Genomic DNA, 18,316 nt, shown 5'->3' with positions numbered 1-18,316 from the left:
AATGGCCGCCACTACGGCGGCCATTAATCGGTTAACGCCCCTTCAGACCCCCACTGGATCCGCCGATGGCCGCCGGGATCACCATCTCCTGCTCCAGCTCACGCGATGCCTTACCCGCCGCCACCAGCACCTTCACCTTCAGCCGTTGCGGCAGCGCCAGCTTGCGTATGGAGAAAGCCTGGATGGACGAAGTGGACAGAACGCCGGTGGCGTTGTCTGGCAGCGTCCAGCTGAAGCCCGGCGTACCACCCTGCACCACCGCAGGATGGATGGTGGCGATAAAGGTGACCGAATCTGCCTTTTCCATCGAACGGATACTGAGCCGCGCAGCATCGACAAAGTTCTGATCATGAATCATCTGCTCGTTTTCAAACGGCATCAGATGACCCACCCGCCCCGGCGGCCTTGGTGCTTCGCTGGCCGCGTCGATGCTGCGTTCCGCCCGCAGCCAGGCCTTGCCGCTCTCGTTAGCCGTAAGCTGGCTCTCATACTCGGACCGCAGCGCATTTTCGTCGGTCAGATAGGTCCAGTAGGCGTTATCGGTTGGGGTAAGCGGGAAGTAGCCATAGGGCTTGCTCATCAGCCGGAAATAGCGCTTGAAGAGTGGATAGTAATAGATTGACCCTACCGCCTGATTCTTATTGGTGTCCCAGTTATAGAACGTCTCCACCCCCAGTTTTTGCTGCTTCCAGGTAAGGTAAGACGCATCCATATCCTGCTGCGGACAGGTGATACGCAGCGACTCAGGATGCTGGCTGGCAGGTACGTTGATATGGAACCTGTTCATATGTCCCTGCTCCAGCCGGACCCCACTCAGCGGATAAGTCATCACATTGCCATCACGCAGCGTGACGTCGGCCTGACATTGCGCGGGGGTGACCTCCAGCGGTGCATACGTGAACCCCTGGCTGCCATGCAGTGCCGGATAGATATAACTCTCCATCTTGCCTTGCGGATCATAGAAGCCCACCAGCGTAACCACCGGCACACCAAATCCGGTTGGAATACGACGCCCATCCCCGATGATTTCCACCATTTTGCGCTGGCTTTCGTCCCATTTCAGATAACCCTCCGGGGTGATCACCGCTTCGTTTTCCAGATATTGCTGGATACGCTTCTGGCTATAACCGGTATGCAGCGTATAGCGCGAAAGCGGCGAACTGGCGACGCCACCGCCCATGGTATCGCGGTTAAACTGATAGGTGCCGAGAAACGGTGGCGTCACATGGTCATCGTTCGCTTCTTCTGCGGCGGCATCACCGCCTCGATCCCAAAAGAAGTTGGCGATAAAACGGTTTTTAATGCTGTCCCAGCCCCAGCCAGACTGCTGATTATGGATCGACCATTTACCGCCGCCCGGATAATGGCCCATGCCGTAGCCGTGCCCCAGTTCATGGCTGAACTCATTGCCGTGGGTTTCCGCCAGCGTTGCCATGCCGTTGCCGCCGCTCCAGCCATGCTGGACCCGACCGTTGCGATAAAGCCCCCACAACTGATGAACCGCGACCTGATGAAAAAAGGCGGGCTGCCACTGCGTCGCGCCACCGGAATCGTTAATACCAAAGTTGGCATTATCAATACCCATAGCAATCAGGCCCTTACCAATATTCTCTCGCATATCACCATTGAAGCCGTCTCCGGTATCTTCGCTACGCGAGGTGTATTTCACGCCATTCGAGAGCACCACTTCTTTTAATTCAACTGGCGCATAATTACCGACGATCAACTCGGATACCGGGATTTTCTGGAAATAATCTTCCGCCATCTGCTGTGACGACTGCTCAAAAGGGTTATTCGCCAGCGGTCCCGGCGGCGTGAGCATACCGATGCGGATATTCTGGACAACCACCTGGGTTTCACCACCGATATCAATATCGCTTAATGTCCCGCTGAGCGGCTCTCCCGTTCCCGACGAAAATGTCAGGGTTAAGCCCGGCTGCACCCAGTCCGCTGGCAGGATCTGGCTCCAGGCCTTATCGCTATACACCACATCAGGCAGGGCGCTGCCTGCCGGACGGTCTGCGCGCGGCAGCCGCTGCGGAGTATTCATCGTCAGGCGGCCGAGAAGTTTATGGTTGCGATCGAACGCTTCCAGCGTCACTGCGGCTAGCCCGGTAGGCTTCTGCGGGATAAACATCACCAGCGTATCGCGCGTGCTGGTTAGCCTTGGCATCTCCTGACCGCTGTTATCTTTGGCATCGATCGTGTGGGTTTGAGCAAATTTAACGCTGCCACTTAATGTTCCCACCACATCATTTTTCAGAGTGGTTTCATTAAGGAAAACCGGGCTGGCAGCGACAGCATGGAGTGGAATAACCGCGGGTGAAAGCGCCGCCGTGATGGCAGCAAATAAAAAAGAAAATCTCATTTAAAAAAATCCATTTTAATTGAAGGCATACAGAACGTAACACTAAGAATCCTCTTAAGTTATTAGAAATTACGCAGTTATCCGGGAAATTGGAGTTTTATCCGACGACTTTTCCCTGATAAATATCAGGAAAAAATGAGTAAGAAATGATTTTATTCATAATGAATAAAATAATTATGATGCTAAGAATTACTCGCATTACGCTTATTTAGCGGGAGGCGCGTCGTTAATAAACCGTTATTAAACGTTTCGCTTACATTTACTTGACAATAAATTACACAAAACTACACAACACCTATAATTAAGATCCACCCCTACGTTGCGTAAAGGTAAGTACCATGAAAAACCGCTTGCTCGCAGCCGTAATCCTACTCCTCACCGTCCCTTTTTATGCTTATGCCCATGTGAAATGGTTTGTGCAGTTTGATACCACCAAAGAACCCGAATCGCTATTCGCCATCGCCAGAGAACCTCAAATATGGTGGCTGTCGGCGTTGTCGATCATCGTCATTTATGTGACATCCTGGCTCGATCGCGAGTGGCTTTCTCCTGTCGATCGGCCCGAATGGCAAAACTCGCTGTCAGCGCTGCAAAGCCTTGTGCCGGATATCATGCGATATGGTACCAGCCTGTTTTTCCTCGGCCTGTCGGCAAGCTTTCCCTATATCATGCTGACGCCTGAGCTGGTAACGGATAATCCCGCGTTGCGTTATATCCATATTATCATTGGGTTAACGGCATTCCACCGCCGTACCAGCTTTATCGCGGGTTTAGGTATCCTGTTCCTGTATAGCTATGCGGTGCAGCTCTACGGCACCTTCCATATGCTGGATTACCTGGTGTTTATCGGTACCGCCTGTTATCTGATTATGCAGAGCATACGCCCGAAAGGAGAGAGTGGCCGGGAGATTGAGCTGGTGCGGCTGGTGTTGTGCTACTCCTTTTTATGGGGCGCGATTGAAAAATTCATGCAGCCCGACTTGTTCTTCCAACTGCTCAAAGATCATGCTTACCTGGCGATGGGAATGGACTGGGATTTCTTTGTTCGTGCCTGTGGTTTTATTGAGTTCTGCTGCGCATGGCACATCTTAACCGGCAAGCTGGCCGGTTACGCCGCCATCGGGCTGATGACCTTCTTTGTGGTTGCCGCGTTTATCCCGTTCGGCCTGATCGACTTTGTTGGCCACTTCCTGTTTATTATTCCGCTGATTGCCGTGCTCTTCACGCCGCGCCGGACGCTGCCATTCTCGTCTGCGCTGGTGAGCACCATCGCATTCGTCGCCTCACTGGTCTTCCTGACGCTATTTGCGTATGCCAGTTACTACGTGCTGCATTATCAGCTGCATCCGAATTTGTTTTAAACATCAGCTGACGGAAGCGACGCGATTTATTGCGTCACTTCCCGTCTGCCGACCCTGACTTTAAATATCAGGACAGGGTCGGATGGCGGGCTTTTAATCCCGTGGCATCAATGCGATTATAAAGTTCCACCATCAGTACTTCGATACGCTCCCGGAATGCCACTAATTCATTCAAATAGCTCAGAATTTTGAAATAGGATTTATCAGCCGGATTATCATTAAAACCCGGAAAGTCCATATTGCCCCCGGTGAAGACGGCATTACATTCATTTCTGAAATTACGTTGCCGAACCGGAGCGCCAGCACGAATTAATCCCGCCTTATCTTTCAGATTGAGACACTCCGTACGCAGCAGCAGATTAGCTGTTCTGGCAACATCAATCTCGCGGAGATATTCCCGAATCTGGTCTCTGATTATATTGTCATCGTCGGCTATATGCGCCTCATCCAGATCCGTCCGCATCTGGTTAACATCAGTCAGCCTGCTATCCAAAATGGCAATATTTATGTCAACCCTGGTCATTGTCTCGTCACATTCCCGCAGACAGGTTTGATCGCCGTAGGATTGCAAATTAATATTCTGATGTACGTTAACCAGCCGGTTGTTTTTAAACATCGATTCACAACGCGGACTTTCATATCCTTGCGAAGGTTTGACATCGCGAACAATATCAATATATTTTTGCGCCTTTTCTTTGCATCTCTTCATATTATCAAGTTGCGCATTCATTCTTATTCTGTCCTGCGCAGAATCTCTTCTTTCTCTGACCAGTGAATAATTATGCCTTACTATCACGTCATCCGCTGGTTTGATGTCCGGCGTCGCACTTGCCAGATTATTCACATCTAAGGGAACCTTATCTTCGGTTGCATCTGCAACGGGGACAACCGCTGAAAGAATTAAGGCCAGCATGGCGTAGTCCGCAAAATAGGTCAGTCTGAAATTAAGTTTACGGTGCGCTGGTGAATTTTTACTCATTGATAACATCATATCGCAGGTATTGATCACCACACCAATATGGGGAAATGATTTGTGCGTACTCCCCTCAGACGCGTTTATTTTTAAACCGGGGACTAATGACTGAAAACGCTGATTTTCCCGATATGCAACGCCTCCACAATGTGGCATAAGGCCTCCATGCATCTTTTACATTAGCGGTTTGGATTGCCAGTTATTACAGGTTCAGCAAGCAGTTGATTATAAATCTCCACCATCTGTACCTCCATCTGCCCCTTCTGCTTCCTCAAATCAGTCAGATAGCTCTTCAGTTCGCTATAAGATCCATGCGCAGGCGTTGGCGGGAACACCGGGGCGCCATCGGCAATGACACTCTGACATCCCTCAGTGAACTGCTGCTTTACATTGGGGATAGTGGCAAGTTCAACCTGTGCCTTTCCTTTTAATTCTTCACATTCATTACGTATTAATATGTTTGTTTCTTTAGCCAGGGATACCGTTTCCCGTTCTTCCGCAAGTTCGTCCCAGACTTTTCCACGATCGGATGCGACATGAGCTTGCCTCAGAATGGCTTCTACCTGGTTAATTTCTTCAAACTTTCTGTCCAGCGCCGCCAGATTGTCACCAATTTTTTTCACCGTGTCCTGGCAACGCTTCAGGCAGGTTTCTGGATCGTAAGTTTTCAAATTCGTCTGTAACTTATCATTTAACACCCGAATATCATCAAATAACTTGTTGCAATGCGCCGATTCAAACATTTGTGCAGGAATAAGTTTCTCAATTGCCTCAATATGATTAGCAATCTTGCTTACGCACAGTTTCAGGGTTTCATATTGTGCCTTTCCTTTTAATTCTTCACATTCATTACGTATTAATATGTTTGTTTCTTTAGCCAGGGATACCGTTTCCCGTTCTTCCGCAAGTTCGTCCCAGACTTTTCCACGATCGGATGCGACATGAGCTTGCCTCAGAATGGCTTCTACCTGGTTAATTTCTTCAAACTTTCTGTCCAGCGCCGCCAGATTGTCACCAATTTTTTTCACCGTGTCCTGGCAACGCTTCAGGCAGGTTTCTGGATCGTAAGTTTTCAAATTCGTCTGTAACTTATCATTTAACACCCGAATATCATCAAATAACTTGTTGCAATGCGCCGATTCAAACATTTGTGCAGGAATAAGTTTCTCAATTGCCTCAATATGATTAGCAATCTTGCTTACGCACAGTTTCAGGGTTTCATATTTAAGAATTGAATAATTGCGATCATGCGCTGCATCGCTGAAAACAGGCAGGTTCTCGCTGTTTACCGATGCGACAAACCCATGATGCGCCCCTGATATATCAGGAGAATTCTGCTGACGCGCCAGATTCGTTCCCGCAATCACCTGACCGCTGGCAACAATTGAGAGATGAGAGATAACAAGGGCCGCAGCCAGATATCCGTAAGGTTTATTGATATTTAATTTTAAACCGCAGGTTGCTTTGCCATTTTTTGCGGAAAATACAAAACAATGATTTTGATTCTTAACCGAACGAATAGTTGCAGCCAGGTTGATTTGATTATCAATCCGCTGTCGGCTTCCCGATCGCTTAATCGTATTATAAGACTGCGCATTTCTGGCAGCGTTAAAACCAATCGGCATAAATAGTCCCTCATTCTGTATGAATAAAACACTCCTTTTCGCGATACTTATTTATAGACACCACGCACGATTTCGCCATTAATTTACAAAGTCAGGATATTAATTTGTGATTTCTCTGCAAACAAAAAACCCCTACTCGCCAGAAAACCGGCTTTCGGGGTTGTGTTAAAAACGATTATCGTTTACTTAGCAATGGTCCAGGCTTCCTGCCATGCCCAGCCCATGCCAGGTTCGTAGGCACTTGCTACGCCACACCAGCCGTTACGACCGTGGTCACCACGACATTCATAAACGTTGCCATCGCGGCTCAGGACTTTATCACCGGCGGCATACACTTTGCCCAGTTTCCATGCGTCATGCTGACCCGGCTGACCCGGCTGCTCACTGGTGGCATGGTGCAGGATGATCACAATGCTCGGTGCGGAATCCAGTTTGCCGTCATTAACGATCAGCTGGAACTGCAGGATTTCCGGCTCGCTGGTTTTACCCAAATCAAAGCTCGCCTGAACGCTGTTCGCGTTGTTCAGCTGCACCGGCGTACCGGCGATCTGCTGCCACTTGTAGGTCAGTTTGGCACCTTCCGGATCGGAAGAGGCAGAACCATCAAGGGTAACACGACCTTCTTTCAGCTCTTTCGGCGAAGCGGTGATGGACGCCACCGGTGGCTGGTTCACCACCTCGTCATTCTGCGCTTTATGTTTGATGCTGACCGCAGCCGGTGCGGAATCCAGCTCACCGTCATTCACGGTCAGGCTGAACTGCAACACATCATCAACGCTGGTTTTATTCAGCGTAAAGTAAGCGCGCGCTTTGTTGGCGTCGAGCAGCGTGACCGGCGTACCTGCCGTCTGCTTCCAGCTGTAGCTCAGCGTTGCGCCTTCGGCGTCGTATGAACCTTCACCGTTCAGGTCTACATGACCGGCGATCACTTCTTTCGGGGCGTTAACCACGGCTACCGGTGGCTGATTCGGCACAGCTTGCTCCGCTTTATGCTGGATGGTGAAGTCAAACGGTGCAGAATCCTTCTCACCGTCGTTTACTGTCAGTCGGAAGCTCAGATTCTGATCCTGAGCCGGGCTGTTCAGCGCGAAAGAGGCTTTCACCTGATCGCTGTTGTTCAGCGTCACCGCCGGGCCTGACAGCTGCTGCCATTTGTAGGTCAATGCGCTGCCTTCCGGGTCGGAAGAAGCGGAACCATCCAGCTCCACGTAATCAGACGCCCCGATAACCATCGCCGGATAGCTGGCGTGCGCGGTCGGTGCGCGGTTTTCGGTGCCTGCGTTACCGCGATTGGCGGCGTCTTTCATCTCAGCGACATATGCCACCTGATCAGTGGTGCTCAGTTGCTGGTTATTGGTACCCAGCGTCCAGACGAAGAAACCACCATAGTTGTTCGCTGCCTGCCATTCTGCACGGGCGATGTTATTCGCGCGGCTCTCTACCCAACGGCCATTCGGTCCCCATTGGTCGTTAATGGTCTGGCCGAGGATGATTTTAGATTTATCGCCGACAGCGTTGGCATAGTTGCGCATCGCTACGTCATATTTAAAATCTTTACCTGCGTCGTATGCCATCACATTGTAAAAGTCGAACAGACCTTTGCTCTGCTGCAACAGGTTCAGCACTTCGCCGTGATGAATCGAGCCGCCTGTAAAGGAACAATCTGCGGTGACGGTTTCCATGCAGCTGACGGGATCCGCACCCACATGATAAGTGGTCAGGCTGAGGATTTTATGGCTGTTGGCCCCGAGCAGCGCCTTAACGCGCTGAGCCAGTTTCAGCAGATGATCGTTCTCTTCCGGGGACAAACGCGCCTGTTTTTCGTAATCGAAGTCGATGCCGTCCAGATAGATGGTGCCCGCTTTCTGGTATTTGCTCATATCACAGCGGCCAGAGCCGTCATGTGCCTGCGCCAGACAGTCACCCACCATTTCACCCGGCTGCATGTTCTTTTTGTACACCGGGAAGCCGGTGTTCAGCAGCTTAACCAGGCCCTGAGCGATGGTCTCGCGGCTCGCTTCGCTGGCGAGATCGGACCACATGTACTCAAAGGTTTCGCCACCAAAAGCCAGCATCATTTTCATCTGCGGGTTGGCGAGTTTTGCCTGAGTCCAGGTAATGTAAGTCGGCTCCATGTAATCAGCGGCATAATCAGACTTTAATAACGCATCGGAAGTGGAGATATTGCCTGCGCTATCCCAGCGGCCAAATGACAGCAGGATGGTATCCATTTTGGATTGTTTAAGGTGTTCGGCGGTGAACTCATTCGCACCCCAGGAAGTAAAGTAGCTGATAGCGCGTTGCTGATCAGCCGCCTGTGCTCCCTGCGCGAATAGGGCTGCGCCAACAAGGAAAGAAAGGGTTAGTTTTTTCAAAATTGCCTCTGATTTGTATATTCATTAAAACGAACGCAATATATCAAAGGCCTCAGAGAGAATTTTCCCGATCGGATTAGGAATAAAGCACCGATGAAACAGGAAACCGCACATCATTAGTCGATGGATTAATATTATGCGGCACCGGTTCAGATAAAAAGGCAACATATTATTCCGCCGCCGGGAATGGGATATATTTTCCCGGCCGCCACGTTAATAAGCAACATCCGACAACATCACCGTTCTGTTTTTAATCCGCTAGCGATAAATCAACACCCAGCCAATCGCGGCGATAATCGGATAGGGACCAAAGGGGAAAGCCTGGCGGGTTTTTACCCGCAGCAGAATCAGTGCCGAGGCGATGGCCAGCAGCGACGAGACGCTAAAAAGCGTAATCAGCGTTTCAATTCCCAGCCAGGCGCCCAGCCCGGCAAAGAGCTTCATATCCCCGATCCCCATGCCCTCATAGCCGCGTAACCAGCGGAACAGCCGCGAGAGACACCAGGGGAGACCAAAACCGAGCATCGCCCCAACGGCAGCGGAGGTAAAATCGGTAGCCCCCCTGCCGCTGGCCGCAAACAGCAGCGCCAGCACCAGCAGAGGCAACGTCAGACGATCGGGCAGCAGCTGGGTCTGCAAATCAATAAACAACAAGGGCACCAGCAGCGAGATCATCAGCAGATCGAACAGGCTTTGCAGCGTGACGCCCTGCTGCCAGATAACCAGCGCGTAGAGCAGCGCCATCAGCGCTTCCACCAGCGGGTAGCGCCATGAAATAGGATGGTGGCAGTTCGCACAGCGACCGCGTAACAGCAGCCAGCTGAGTAACGGTATATTGTGCCAGGCCCGAACCGGCTGCTTACACTGCGGGCAGTGCGAGCCAGGCCAGGAGAGCGACAGAGGTTCCCCCAGCATCATGCGTGGCAGACGATAAATCACCACATTACAAAAGCTGCCAATCACCGCACCCAGAATGGCAAATAACGCGACAGGCATTGCAACCTCCCTTCAGCTGACGCTCCCTGAATGATTTTAACCGTTCCCGTAACAGGAAACAGGCCCCCTGCATAAGGCACCCGGAACAGCGCACTTAGTTTTCTTACCCGTACTAAAGAATCCTCTTTATGAAATGGATATCTTTCTCCGCATCAGGTGAGCGCTTCCGCATCACCCTAACACTTCCCGGAGAATTAAATGAAAGCACGTATCGTTATTGCCGATGAACATACCATTATTCGTCGTGGCGTAATGTCGATGATCACCAATATGCCGCCCGCTGCGAACGACAGCCTGGAGAAGCCGGATTTCACCGTTCTGGGCGACACCGCTTCCCCGCAGGAACTGATGACGCTGCTTTCACATAACCAGGTCGATATTCTGTTTCTCGGCTTCTCGCTCTCAACCCATCAGAGCCAGAACCCTATCAGCGGCATGGATGGCGTCTCGCTGATCAAATGGATTAGCCGTAAATATCCGGCGATGAAAATTGTGGTGATGTCGCCGTTCAAAAACACCCTGTTAATTCGTCTGGCACTGGAAGCGGGTGCCAAAGGCTATATCAGCCGCGATACCTGTGAAAAAACGCTGCTGCGTACCCTTAGTTCGGTTCTGAACGGTGAAGTTTATATTGAACGTGAATTGATGGATTCCATGTTCCGCCGCGATCACTATTCGCTGACTGGCCAGGAACTGTCACCGCGTGAGATTGATGTGCTGCGTATGCTGTGTAAAGGGCTGTCGCTGACCGACATCTCCGTACAGATGAACCTGAGCAACAAAACCGTCAGTGCGCATAAACTGCGGGCGATGGAGAAGCTGGGGGTGAAAAGCGACTGTCAGCTCTATTGCCTGATGGCGAAAACCCAGATGTTCGACATTGCGATTTAATTCTCCTACCGGCATCTCTTTGTGGAGAATCCTATGCACGCACATATCGTTATTGCCGATGAGCACATCCTGATCCGTCGCGGCCTGATGTCGATGATTAACCAGCTGCCGCCGGTGGTGGGGGATATTTTTGCCCGACCGGCGTTTATCATGCGCGGCGATGTTGCCACCCCTGCGCAACTGATGGCGCTGCTGGCCGCTAATCCGGTGGATATTCTGTTCCTCGGCTTCTCGCTGGCGAACCTGGACAGTGCCAAACCGGGCGTGTCGCTGCTCCGCTGGATCAACCAGCACTATCCGGCGTTAAAAGTGGTGGTGATTTCACCGTATAAAAACAGCCTGCTGATCCGCCTGGCACTGGAAGCGGGGGCGATGGCTTATATCGGTCGCGACAGCTGTGAAAAAACCCTGCAAAACACGCTGCGCTCGATATTAAACAATAAGGTGTTTGTCCAGCGCGGATTAATGAACTCGCTGCTGCTGCGTGAAAGCGGTTCGCTAACGGGTCAGCCATTATCACCCCGCGAGACCGACGTATTACGGCATTTATATCAGGACCTATCGCAGCCGGTGATTTCCAGCCGCCTGAAGCTCAGTAATAAAACCGTCAGCGCCCATAAAATGCACGCCATGGAAAAACTGGACGTAAAAAGCGACTGTCAGCTTTATTGCCTGATGGCGCTATCGCAGATGTTTTAAAACGATTTTTTCCGGCCGACCTACAGGGCGACGCGCGCATTTCCCGACGTCACCTGACTTAGCGGGGGGAGAAAATCGAATTTGCACAGTTCCATTCAAAAGTTGTTTCAGGAGCAGCGTCCAGGCATTATTATCTTTATGCTTAACCGCGATAAAAGCGGCGTGGTTCTCTGCTATACCTAAGAAGCTGGCCCATTTGAGAGTTCGCTTTGATGAAAAAAACTGTCCTGATTGCGGATGATCACCCGGTTTATCTGCTGGGATTGCGCACCCTGCTGCAAACACGTCATGACCTGTACCAGATCGTGCACGAAGCCACTAACGCTGACGAACTGATGGCGCAGCTGGCGCAAAAACCTGTCGATATTATCGTGACCGACCTCAGTATGCCTGGCGTGAATTCCCCCGATGGCCTGGCGATGGTTCAGAGCCTGACGCGCCGCTACCCGCAAAGCCTGGTGGTGGTGATCACCATGATCACCAACCCGGAATTGCTGTCGGCACTGCGCCGTCATGGTGTCCATGCGGTGCTGAGCAAAAACAGCGTCTCAACCGAGCTGCTCAAAACCTTACGTCGCCCGCGTCAGCAGCATACGGAACAAGCCAGACCCGAAGCCCATCTGACTCAGCGCGAGATGGAAGTGCTGCGGTTGCTGCTGCGCGGCATGACGGTCAACCAGATTGGCGAGCAGCTGAACCGCACCAAACAAACCATCAGCACACAAAAAAGCAGTGCCATGCGTAAGCTCGGGGCTACCAACGATTATGAACTTTTTCAGTGTGCGCAAAGCCTGGGGCTGGGCAGTTAAGTTTACCTGCCTGCTGCTGTGGTTGTGCGCGCTGACAAGCCATGCCGCGCCGCTACGGATTGGCTTGCTTGGCGAGGCACCGCCGTTTATCAGCGTGGATAACACCGCCGGCATTCTCGCCGATGAGGCCAGCATCGTCTTTGCCGGTACAACGGCACCGCAGCTGGTGCGGATGAATAGCCCGCAGGATGCCGCCAACGCGCTAAGCGAGAAACAGATTGATTTGCTGATTGCCGCCGCGCCGCCTGCGCCCGCACTGGTGGGCAGCGATCCGCTGCTGGCTTTCCCCCTGAGCGCCCTGCAAACCCAGGGCGGCACCGGGATCACGCTGCGCTTTCCCGCCATTCCGTTCAGCAGATCTCAGGCCGGTGATCAGGCGGGTGCCATCAATCTGAACGATAATATCCGGCGTCTGATACGCGGTGAGGCCAGAGAATTTATTGCCCCCACCTTTTTGCTCAATCAATACCTGTCTCACGTCCCGGCAACCACCTTAATGCTGGCACCGGTCACCCATCTGCCGCCGCTGCATTTTTATGCCTGGGCGCTGCCTGCGCGCCATAACCTGATCGACGATGTGAATCAACGCATTGCCGCGCTGAATCAGGACGATGCTGACCGGCTGGAAAAAAAATGGCTGCTGCCTGCGGGAAGCGTGTTCAGCGCGCGCTATCCCCCTAACTCGGAACTGGCCCCGCAGATTGTGTTGCAGGTGGTCTTGCCGGATGCCCCGCCGCCGTGGGTGCAGCTCAATGAACTGGGTGAAATTCGTGGCGTCTGGTACAACCTGCTGACGGAGATGTTCCCGCCCAGCCGGTTTACCCTCAGCTTTGCGTTGCAGACCCCCGTGCAAAGCACCGACACGCCAATCAACCTGCAAATTATTGCCGACGAAACCGCGCCCGATCCGCTGGCGGTGCCCTTCGATACCCTCAACTGGGGCATCGTCAGCGCGCAGAACACCCCGCTGTCCGGCGCTATTGCCACGCTGAAAGATAAACGCATCGCGGTGTTGCGCTATTCCCCTTTGCAGACGCTGCTGCAAAATCGTCTCCCCGCCGAGAACCTGGTGATGGTGGATACGCTGGAGCAGGGACTGACGCTGCTGCACGCCGGAGGAGCCGACGGGCTGATGGGGGAAATTTTCAGCCTGAACTATGTGCTGAAGCAGCAGAACGAAACGCAGCTGCGGCTGGCGCCGCTGGATCTGCCCGACATGCCGCTGTGGTTCAATATCAGCGCCGTCGATAACAACGACACGCAACGCGTTCGCCAGGTGCTGGCTTCCGTCAGCCAGGCGGAGGTGGAGAACAGCCGCATCACCAGCCTGGTGGCACTGCAAAGCACGCGCCTGTCGGGCAATAATCTGTGGCTGATCGCGCTGGGCATTGTGGCGCTCTGCGCGGTGTTACTGGCGCTGGTGGCGTTCAGTCTGGCGCAGACGCAGCGTCGTCAGCGCGAGCGCGATACCGCCGCGCTGTACAACGCGCTGACGCTGTGGCAAACCCTGATGAACAGCGCGCCGGTGCCGCTGTTTGTCTGCGATCCCGCAGGCACGTTGACGCGCTTTAACGCCGCCTTCAGCAATGCGCCCTTCCTGCCCGCCACCATCGAAGAAAGCCAGCCGCTGCCCCAGCTGCCACTGGGGGCGATCGCCCGACAGCTGGCGCTGCCGCGTCGGCTCACCCTGCTGAACTCGCCCCTGCCCGCCACCGGTGAGACCACGCTGGCCGATAACACCACCACCCTGTTTTGGTGGTTATGCAGCTTCAGCGATAATCGCGGCAGGCCGATCGGTATTGTCGGCGGCTGGGTGGATATCAGTGAGAAAGCGGCACTCACCCAGGCGCTGAATCATGCGTTGTCGCAGGCGGAGCGCGTCAGCGAGGAAAAATCATCTTTCCTCGCGCGCATGAGCCACGATATCCGCACCCCGCTGAATGCGGTGCTGGGGCTGCTGGAGCTGGAGCGTGATAAAAGCCAGAGTCTGGAGATCGCCTGGCAGGCTGCCGTCACGTTGCGCGATCTGATTGGCGATATTCTTGACCTTTCGCGTATCGAAGCCGGTGAATTGCAGCTGGATATCGCCGCGCACAATCTTTATCAGGCATTGAGTGTCAGCAGCGACGTATTTTCCCGCAGTGCCGCGGCCAAAGGGCTGACGTGGCACAGCGAGCTGGCGATCCCGCCGCAAAGCTATTATCTGTTCGATAAAACCCGCCTGAGCCAGATTGTTACTAACCTGCTGAGCAACGCGATTAAATACACCCAGCAGGGTGACGTCAGTTTTGCTGCGCGCTACGCGGATGACCAGCTAATCCTCACCATTCACGACAGCGGCATTGGTATCCCCGCCGATGCGTTAGCCCAGCTGGGACAGGCATGGTTCCAGGTTGATCAGGCCACCCCGCAAAGCAGCGGGCTTGGACTGGCCATTTGCCATCAGCTGGTTGCGCTGATGGCTGGCACGCTGCATATCACCAGCGAGGCGGGGCAAGGTACCAGGGTGGAAGTCCGGTTGCCGCTGGAGGTCGCGCCGGAGACGCTCGTCGAAGAGGCTCCCGCCCCTGCGCCCCTGCCGCCTCAGCATGTGCTGGTGGTCGATGATTTTCCTCCGAACCTCACGGTGCTGCGTTTGCAGCTGGAAAAACTGGGGATGCAGGCCAGCTGCTGTGCCAGCGCCACAGAAGCGCTGGCGTTTCTCGCCAGTCAGCCGGTGGATATTCTGATCACCGACTGCCAGATGCCGCTGATGGATGGCTATGAACTGGTTCAGACGCTGCTGATCCAGGATCTGCTGGGCAAGGTCACGGCACCGGCCGTGATACTGGGTTGCACCGCCAATGCGCTGCCCCGCGAAGAAGAACGGGCGCGTCATGCTGGCATGGACGATCTGCTGCGTAAGCCTCTGACCGCCAGCCGCCTGCAACAGGCGCTGGCCCAGCACAACCCGGCCACGCGGCAGACGCCGGATCTCACCGCGCTTAACGCGCTCGCCAACCAGCAGCCAGAGATAATCGCCGGGATGCGGCAGCAGATGCACGCAGCTATCAGCGCCGACCTGGCGTTGCTTGCCGGGCCACTGCCCTCCCCGGACGATCTGAGCCGCATCGCTCACCGGTTAAAAGCCTCCTGGAGTTTACTGGGGATGCCCGCCGCGCTGCGGGCCTGTCTGGTACTGGAGTCCTTACCCGAATCGCTGGCGCACGGACAGGTGGCGCCAGAGGAGATGACAACGTTGGTGGCACGTTTTTCCGCGGTGATGCAGGAGAGCCTGGCGCAGCTGGATGCGGCGCTGAGGGCGTTATAAACGGCGCAATGTAGCGCGCCGGTGCAGCAATCAGATATAAATTTCCAGGCTTGGTTTGCCCTGAGGTTGTTGGTTCACCACCGTGCTACGCCCACCCTCAGGCCATCCTTGCGCAACGCCCTCAGAAAAAATTACATCAAGATAGTTATTAATTTCCTTTGAGTCGCTGTAGATCACATGGTTTGCCTGGCGCACAAAGGCCCCGGAGACATCCAGATAGTCTTTAGCCACCCGTTTAACCATAGGTTCGCGCACAACCTGTTGCAGGATCTGCTTAAACAGATCCTGTCGTAACTTTTTATTCGACTCTCCCAAACTATCTAACGCGTTAAACATATTTACCAGCGCGCTGCGGATGTAATCTTCATCATTAAAATTCCCCCATCCCCACTTTATTTTTCCACTTTGATAATCCACATACTCCAGACCGCTGAGATTGATATTTCCTTTGACGATTAACTCATTAATGCCGGTATTCTTGAGCCTGACATTAAATTCAGCCCCAACATTATTCACAATCAGCTTTTCAATAGTAACCCCTGAACACTGAATATATCTGAATTCGTAACGCATCCTTGCCGAATCACAAATGAACGCCACATTATCCAGCAGGGAATTAATTAACCTGATGGAGGAAACGTTGTTTTTACCCTCGGCGTCAAAATGAATATTTTTTAGTGTGCTATTGTTTATCATAATCCCGGAAAGATTTAAGCCCTTTAGTGAGGTCGCCTCACCATTTAACATGCCATCAATATTGGCGTTGAGCAATTTTCCTTTCTGGGAAATCGTATCACGTATCTCAGCATCGAAATCTTTAGATTTCTCAGCACGCAGATCATGATCGTGTTTGATGCTGTTTGAAATAATAGCCGTAGCGGTATTTTTGATATGGGTAAAAGCGCGTTGCAGATAGCTGGTGCTGCTGGCAGTGACAGAAGATAGCCTGGTAGTGACGTTAATACATAAACCTGACATATTATTCCCCTCTGAAAGCATTCAATTTTTCCGCATATATCATCCTCCTGTTGCTGGGTTAAAACCAGAATCCGACATTAAATCTAAAAGTAAAATCATTTAATTTTCACGAATGAGAATTAATGACTTAATTTAATCGACCATAACCTGAGACTGGCATAAGGAATAAACAGGGCCAGAATAGAAGCATTCAAAACCCTGTCGCAATCTTTACTGATAATCTGATTTCATCGTACTGTCAGCAATTCACCGTGAATAGCATCGCCTAATCCACGCCCCGGTAGCGTCTGACAGGCTGCACCCGATGTCGGGGGCGCAACCTGCGGGTATTTATCGTCTGGCGTAATATAAATCTGGCTGGTGGCGACAAACCCATCATTAAAAGTCGCTTCGATATAGGTGGCTTCCCAACCTGCGACAGGAGATGCGAGGGGAATATCGATGCTTTTCGCCGCCGTCATCGTGGGTGAGGAGGACAAATATCTGATGCCGCAGGCGTAGCGAAAATCGCGTGCTACCGGGTTGGTGGCTGTCCAGCGCACCACTTTTGCTGGTTTTTCTGAAAAAGAGACCCTGAGGCTATGGTTCGCCAGCTGGCTACTTATCTGAGGTAGCGCCTGATGGCTCTGCAGGCGATTGACGAAAGCGATAAGCGATTGCTGAGTAAAGTTTTTAATACCGTTGTGGTCGGTATTCGGTGCCATGCGTAATGACTTCTGACCAGGCAATTCGTTGAAGTAATAGCGCGCGTTATCGGGCGCATAAAAATCATCACCGCTGGCATTGATAATATATTTAGGTATCGTCAGTCGGGAGCGGTAGTCGGAGTGCATATACGCCAGCGGATCTTCGATTTGCATTAATTTCCCGAAATTCGCGCTATCGATTAACTTATCAATTCCCTGCTGGTAATAGGGATAAAACGCTACCGGCCAGTTGCCGCCATAGCTTTGGTACATATGTGTCAGACCGGCACGGGTGTCGAGTAAATCAAGAGCAAAAGGAACGATCGCTTCAACATCCGGGTCTGCGATCGCCGTCAGCCAGCTCACCCAGCCCCGTTTTGACGCGCCGGTGACGATAAATTTGTTGATCCCCCAGTGGCTGAGTTCCTGCTTCGACAGCCGCATGGCCTGCGAGACCGCAGCCGCCATCGGAATATGTAACGGCATCAGTTGTCGTTGTTCGGGATCGTCAAGAAAAAGCGCCCAGCTGTGCGCCACGCTGTCATCTTCCTTCAGGGATTTATCATCCTTCTGGTAACTGAGATATTGGTTTGGAATATTACTGACTGCAATCACGATGGTCTGCGTCGTGCGGGCAATATTGGCCAGTGTCTCCTCGCTAAAATCCGTTGGCTTGCTCACCTGTTGCGGAGCTTCAGCGTAATTTACGCCATTATTCACCACCACCAGCGCACGCGAGGATTTGGACTTTTCCGGGATGTAAATATCAACATCATGTTGCCAGGACGCTGGCGTAACCCTGTTATCAGGCGACCATGATTGTGACGTCATACGGTAGCGATTGACGACCAACTGCGGCAGCTGTTCTTTTCCGGCAAACACATAGTTGACAGGGTTGGCTAACAGTTGCTTGTGATAGTGGGGAAGCACAGAGTAATAGTGGCAATCATGACTCTCCAGGCAGAGGGGATTATCATTACTTGCCGAAGCGTAACTGGCGCAGGAGCTTAATATCATCAACGCAACTATCATGATTTTATCTTTCATAATCCATCCTTAATTAACGATCCTGTTAAATGATAATAACCATTCTTAGTTAATAACGACGAAACTGCGGGAAGACCAACAAATACACAGAGAACAAGCGAGCTGAGAACTATTCCACAGGATGTTTCCTTGTACTTCGATCCAGTTCAAAAAAACAAATATTTTCATAAAGTAGCGTTATTGAATTCGATGATAAAA

At 52.3% G+C, this 18,316-nt stretch carries 12 protein-coding genes; 5 read left to right on the top strand and 7 right to left on the bottom strand.

All coding sequences use genetic code 11. The features are described from left to right. Window positions 1-31: 31 nt before the first annotated feature. Window positions 32-2,368, bottom strand: a complete 2,337-nt coding sequence (locus tag AC6I8V_RS23645) for a M66 family metalloprotease (RefSeq protein WP_497846827.1) — start codon at window positions 2,366-2,368, stop codon at window positions 32-34. A gap of 338 nt (window positions 2,369-2,706) precedes the next feature. Here AC6I8V_RS23645 and AC6I8V_RS23640 point away from each other — a divergent pair, with 338 nt between their 5' ends. Beyond that, entirely contained in the window at window positions 2,707-3,729 is a 1,023-nt protein-coding gene (locus AC6I8V_RS23640) for a DoxX family membrane protein (protein ID WP_497846826.1), read from the top strand. Window positions 3,730-3,796: 67 nt separating this feature from the next. Here the strand turns inward: AC6I8V_RS23640 and AC6I8V_RS23635 are convergent, their stop codons facing one another. The 4 genes from AC6I8V_RS23635 to AC6I8V_RS23620 all read right to left on the bottom strand — a co-directional run bounded on the left by AC6I8V_RS23635 (window position 3,797) and on the right by AC6I8V_RS23620 (window position 9,698). Continuing rightward, entirely contained in the window at window positions 3,797-4,858 is a 1,062-nt protein-coding gene (locus AC6I8V_RS23635) for a hypothetical protein (RefSeq protein ID WP_497846825.1), read from the bottom strand. 23 nt (window positions 4,859-4,881) lie between these two features. Further along, window positions 4,882-6,327 carry a hypothetical protein gene (locus AC6I8V_RS23630; protein ID WP_497846824.1) on the bottom strand — a complete coding sequence of 482 codons (1,446 nt, stop codon included), beginning with the start codon at window positions 6,325-6,327 and terminating at the stop codon, window positions 4,882-4,884. A 182-nt stretch (window positions 6,328-6,509) separates the two neighbouring features. Continuing rightward, window positions 6,510-8,702 carry a PKD domain-containing protein gene (locus AC6I8V_RS23625; RefSeq protein ID WP_497846823.1) on the bottom strand — a complete coding sequence of 731 codons (2,193 nt, stop codon included), beginning with the start codon at window positions 8,700-8,702 and terminating at the stop codon, window positions 6,510-6,512. Window positions 8,703-8,960: 258 nt separating this feature from the next. Continuing rightward, window positions 8,961-9,698, bottom strand: a complete 738-nt coding sequence (locus AC6I8V_RS23620; RefSeq protein ID WP_497846822.1) for a prepilin peptidase — start codon at window positions 9,696-9,698, stop codon at window positions 8,961-8,963. 198 nt (window positions 9,699-9,896) lie between these two features. On the opposite strand from AC6I8V_RS23620, the gene AC6I8V_RS23615 reads away from it, so the two are divergent. From AC6I8V_RS23615 to AC6I8V_RS23600, 4 genes are all read left to right on the top strand, one after another. Beyond that, window positions 9,897-10,589 carry a LuxR C-terminal-related transcriptional regulator gene (locus tag AC6I8V_RS23615; RefSeq protein WP_497846821.1) on the top strand — a complete coding sequence of 231 codons (693 nt, stop codon included), beginning with the start codon at window positions 9,897-9,899 and terminating at the stop codon, window positions 10,587-10,589. A gap of 33 nt (window positions 10,590-10,622) precedes the next feature. Beyond that, window positions 10,623-11,288, top strand: a complete 666-nt coding sequence (locus AC6I8V_RS23610; RefSeq protein ID WP_497846820.1) for a LuxR C-terminal-related transcriptional regulator — start codon at window positions 10,623-10,625, stop codon at window positions 11,286-11,288. Between the two features lie 212 nt (window positions 11,289-11,500). Then, a complete protein-coding gene (locus AC6I8V_RS23605) occupies window positions 11,501-12,097 on the top strand; it encodes a response regulator (RefSeq protein ID WP_497846819.1) in 597 nt (198 codons plus the stop codon). Beyond that, complete coding sequence (locus tag AC6I8V_RS23600; protein ID WP_497846818.1) at window positions 12,054-15,407, top strand: ATP-binding protein; 3,354 nt, start codon at window positions 12,054-12,056, stop codon at window positions 15,405-15,407. Before AC6I8V_RS23605 ends, AC6I8V_RS23600 begins: the two co-directional genes overlap by 44 nt. A 30-nt stretch (window positions 15,408-15,437) precedes the next feature. Here the strand turns inward: AC6I8V_RS23600 and AC6I8V_RS23595 are convergent, their stop codons facing one another. Beyond that, window positions 15,438-16,385, bottom strand: a complete 948-nt coding sequence (locus tag AC6I8V_RS23595) for a hypothetical protein (protein WP_497846817.1) — start codon at window positions 16,383-16,385, stop codon at window positions 15,438-15,440. Window positions 16,386-16,612: 227 nt separating this feature from the next. Next, window positions 16,613-18,118 carry a PhoPQ-activated pathogenicity-related family protein gene (locus tag AC6I8V_RS23590; RefSeq protein ID WP_497846816.1) on the bottom strand — a complete coding sequence of 502 codons (1,506 nt, stop codon included), beginning with the start codon at window positions 18,116-18,118 and terminating at the stop codon, window positions 16,613-16,615. Between the last annotated feature and the right edge of the window lie 198 nt (window positions 18,119-18,316).

This window comes from Pantoea sp. X-Soil-TKNS-1207, assembly GCF_059730485.1.
The sequence above is the reverse complement of the archived record's forward strand: the minus strand, read 5'-3'. Positions and strand labels throughout refer to the sequence as shown.

What these genes read in the sequence shown, in the direction of transcription:
- AC6I8V_RS23605 (WP_497846819.1), top strand. Translation starts at nt 11,501, where the DNA reads ATGAAAAAAACTGTCCTGATTGCGGATGATCACCCGGTTTATCTGCTG.
- AC6I8V_RS23600 (WP_497846818.1), top strand. Translation starts at nt 12,054, where the DNA reads ATGAACTTTTTCAGTGTGCGCAAAGCCTGGGGCTGGGCAGTTAAGTTT.
- AC6I8V_RS23615 (WP_497846821.1), top strand. Translation starts at nt 9,897, where the DNA reads ATGAAAGCACGTATCGTTATTGCCGATGAACATACCATTATTCGTCGT.
- AC6I8V_RS23620 (WP_497846822.1), bottom strand. Translation starts at nt 9,698, where the DNA reads ATGCCTGTCGCGTTATTTGCCATTCTGGGTGCGGTGATTGGCAGCTTT.
- AC6I8V_RS23610 (WP_497846820.1), top strand. Translation starts at nt 10,623, where the DNA reads ATGCACGCACATATCGTTATTGCCGATGAGCACATCCTGATCCGTCGC.
- AC6I8V_RS23640 (WP_497846826.1), top strand. Translation starts at nt 2,707, where the DNA reads ATGAAAAACCGCTTGCTCGCAGCCGTAATCCTACTCCTCACCGTCCCT.
- AC6I8V_RS23590 (WP_497846816.1), bottom strand. Translation starts at nt 18,118, where the DNA reads ATGAAAGATAAAATCATGATAGTTGCGTTGATGATATTAAGCTCCTGC.
- AC6I8V_RS23630 (WP_497846824.1), bottom strand. Translation starts at nt 6,327, where the DNA reads ATGCCGATTGGTTTTAACGCTGCCAGAAATGCGCAGTCTTATAATACG.
- AC6I8V_RS23635 (WP_497846825.1), bottom strand. Translation starts at nt 4,858, where the DNA reads ATGCCACATTGTGGAGGCGTTGCATATCGGGAAAATCAGCGTTTTCAG.
- AC6I8V_RS23645 (WP_497846827.1), bottom strand. Translation starts at nt 2,368, where the DNA reads ATGAGATTTTCTTTTTTATTTGCTGCCATCACGGCGGCGCTTTCACCC.
- AC6I8V_RS23595 (WP_497846817.1), bottom strand. Translation starts at nt 16,385, where the DNA reads ATGTCAGGTTTATGTATTAACGTCACTACCAGGCTATCTTCTGTCACT.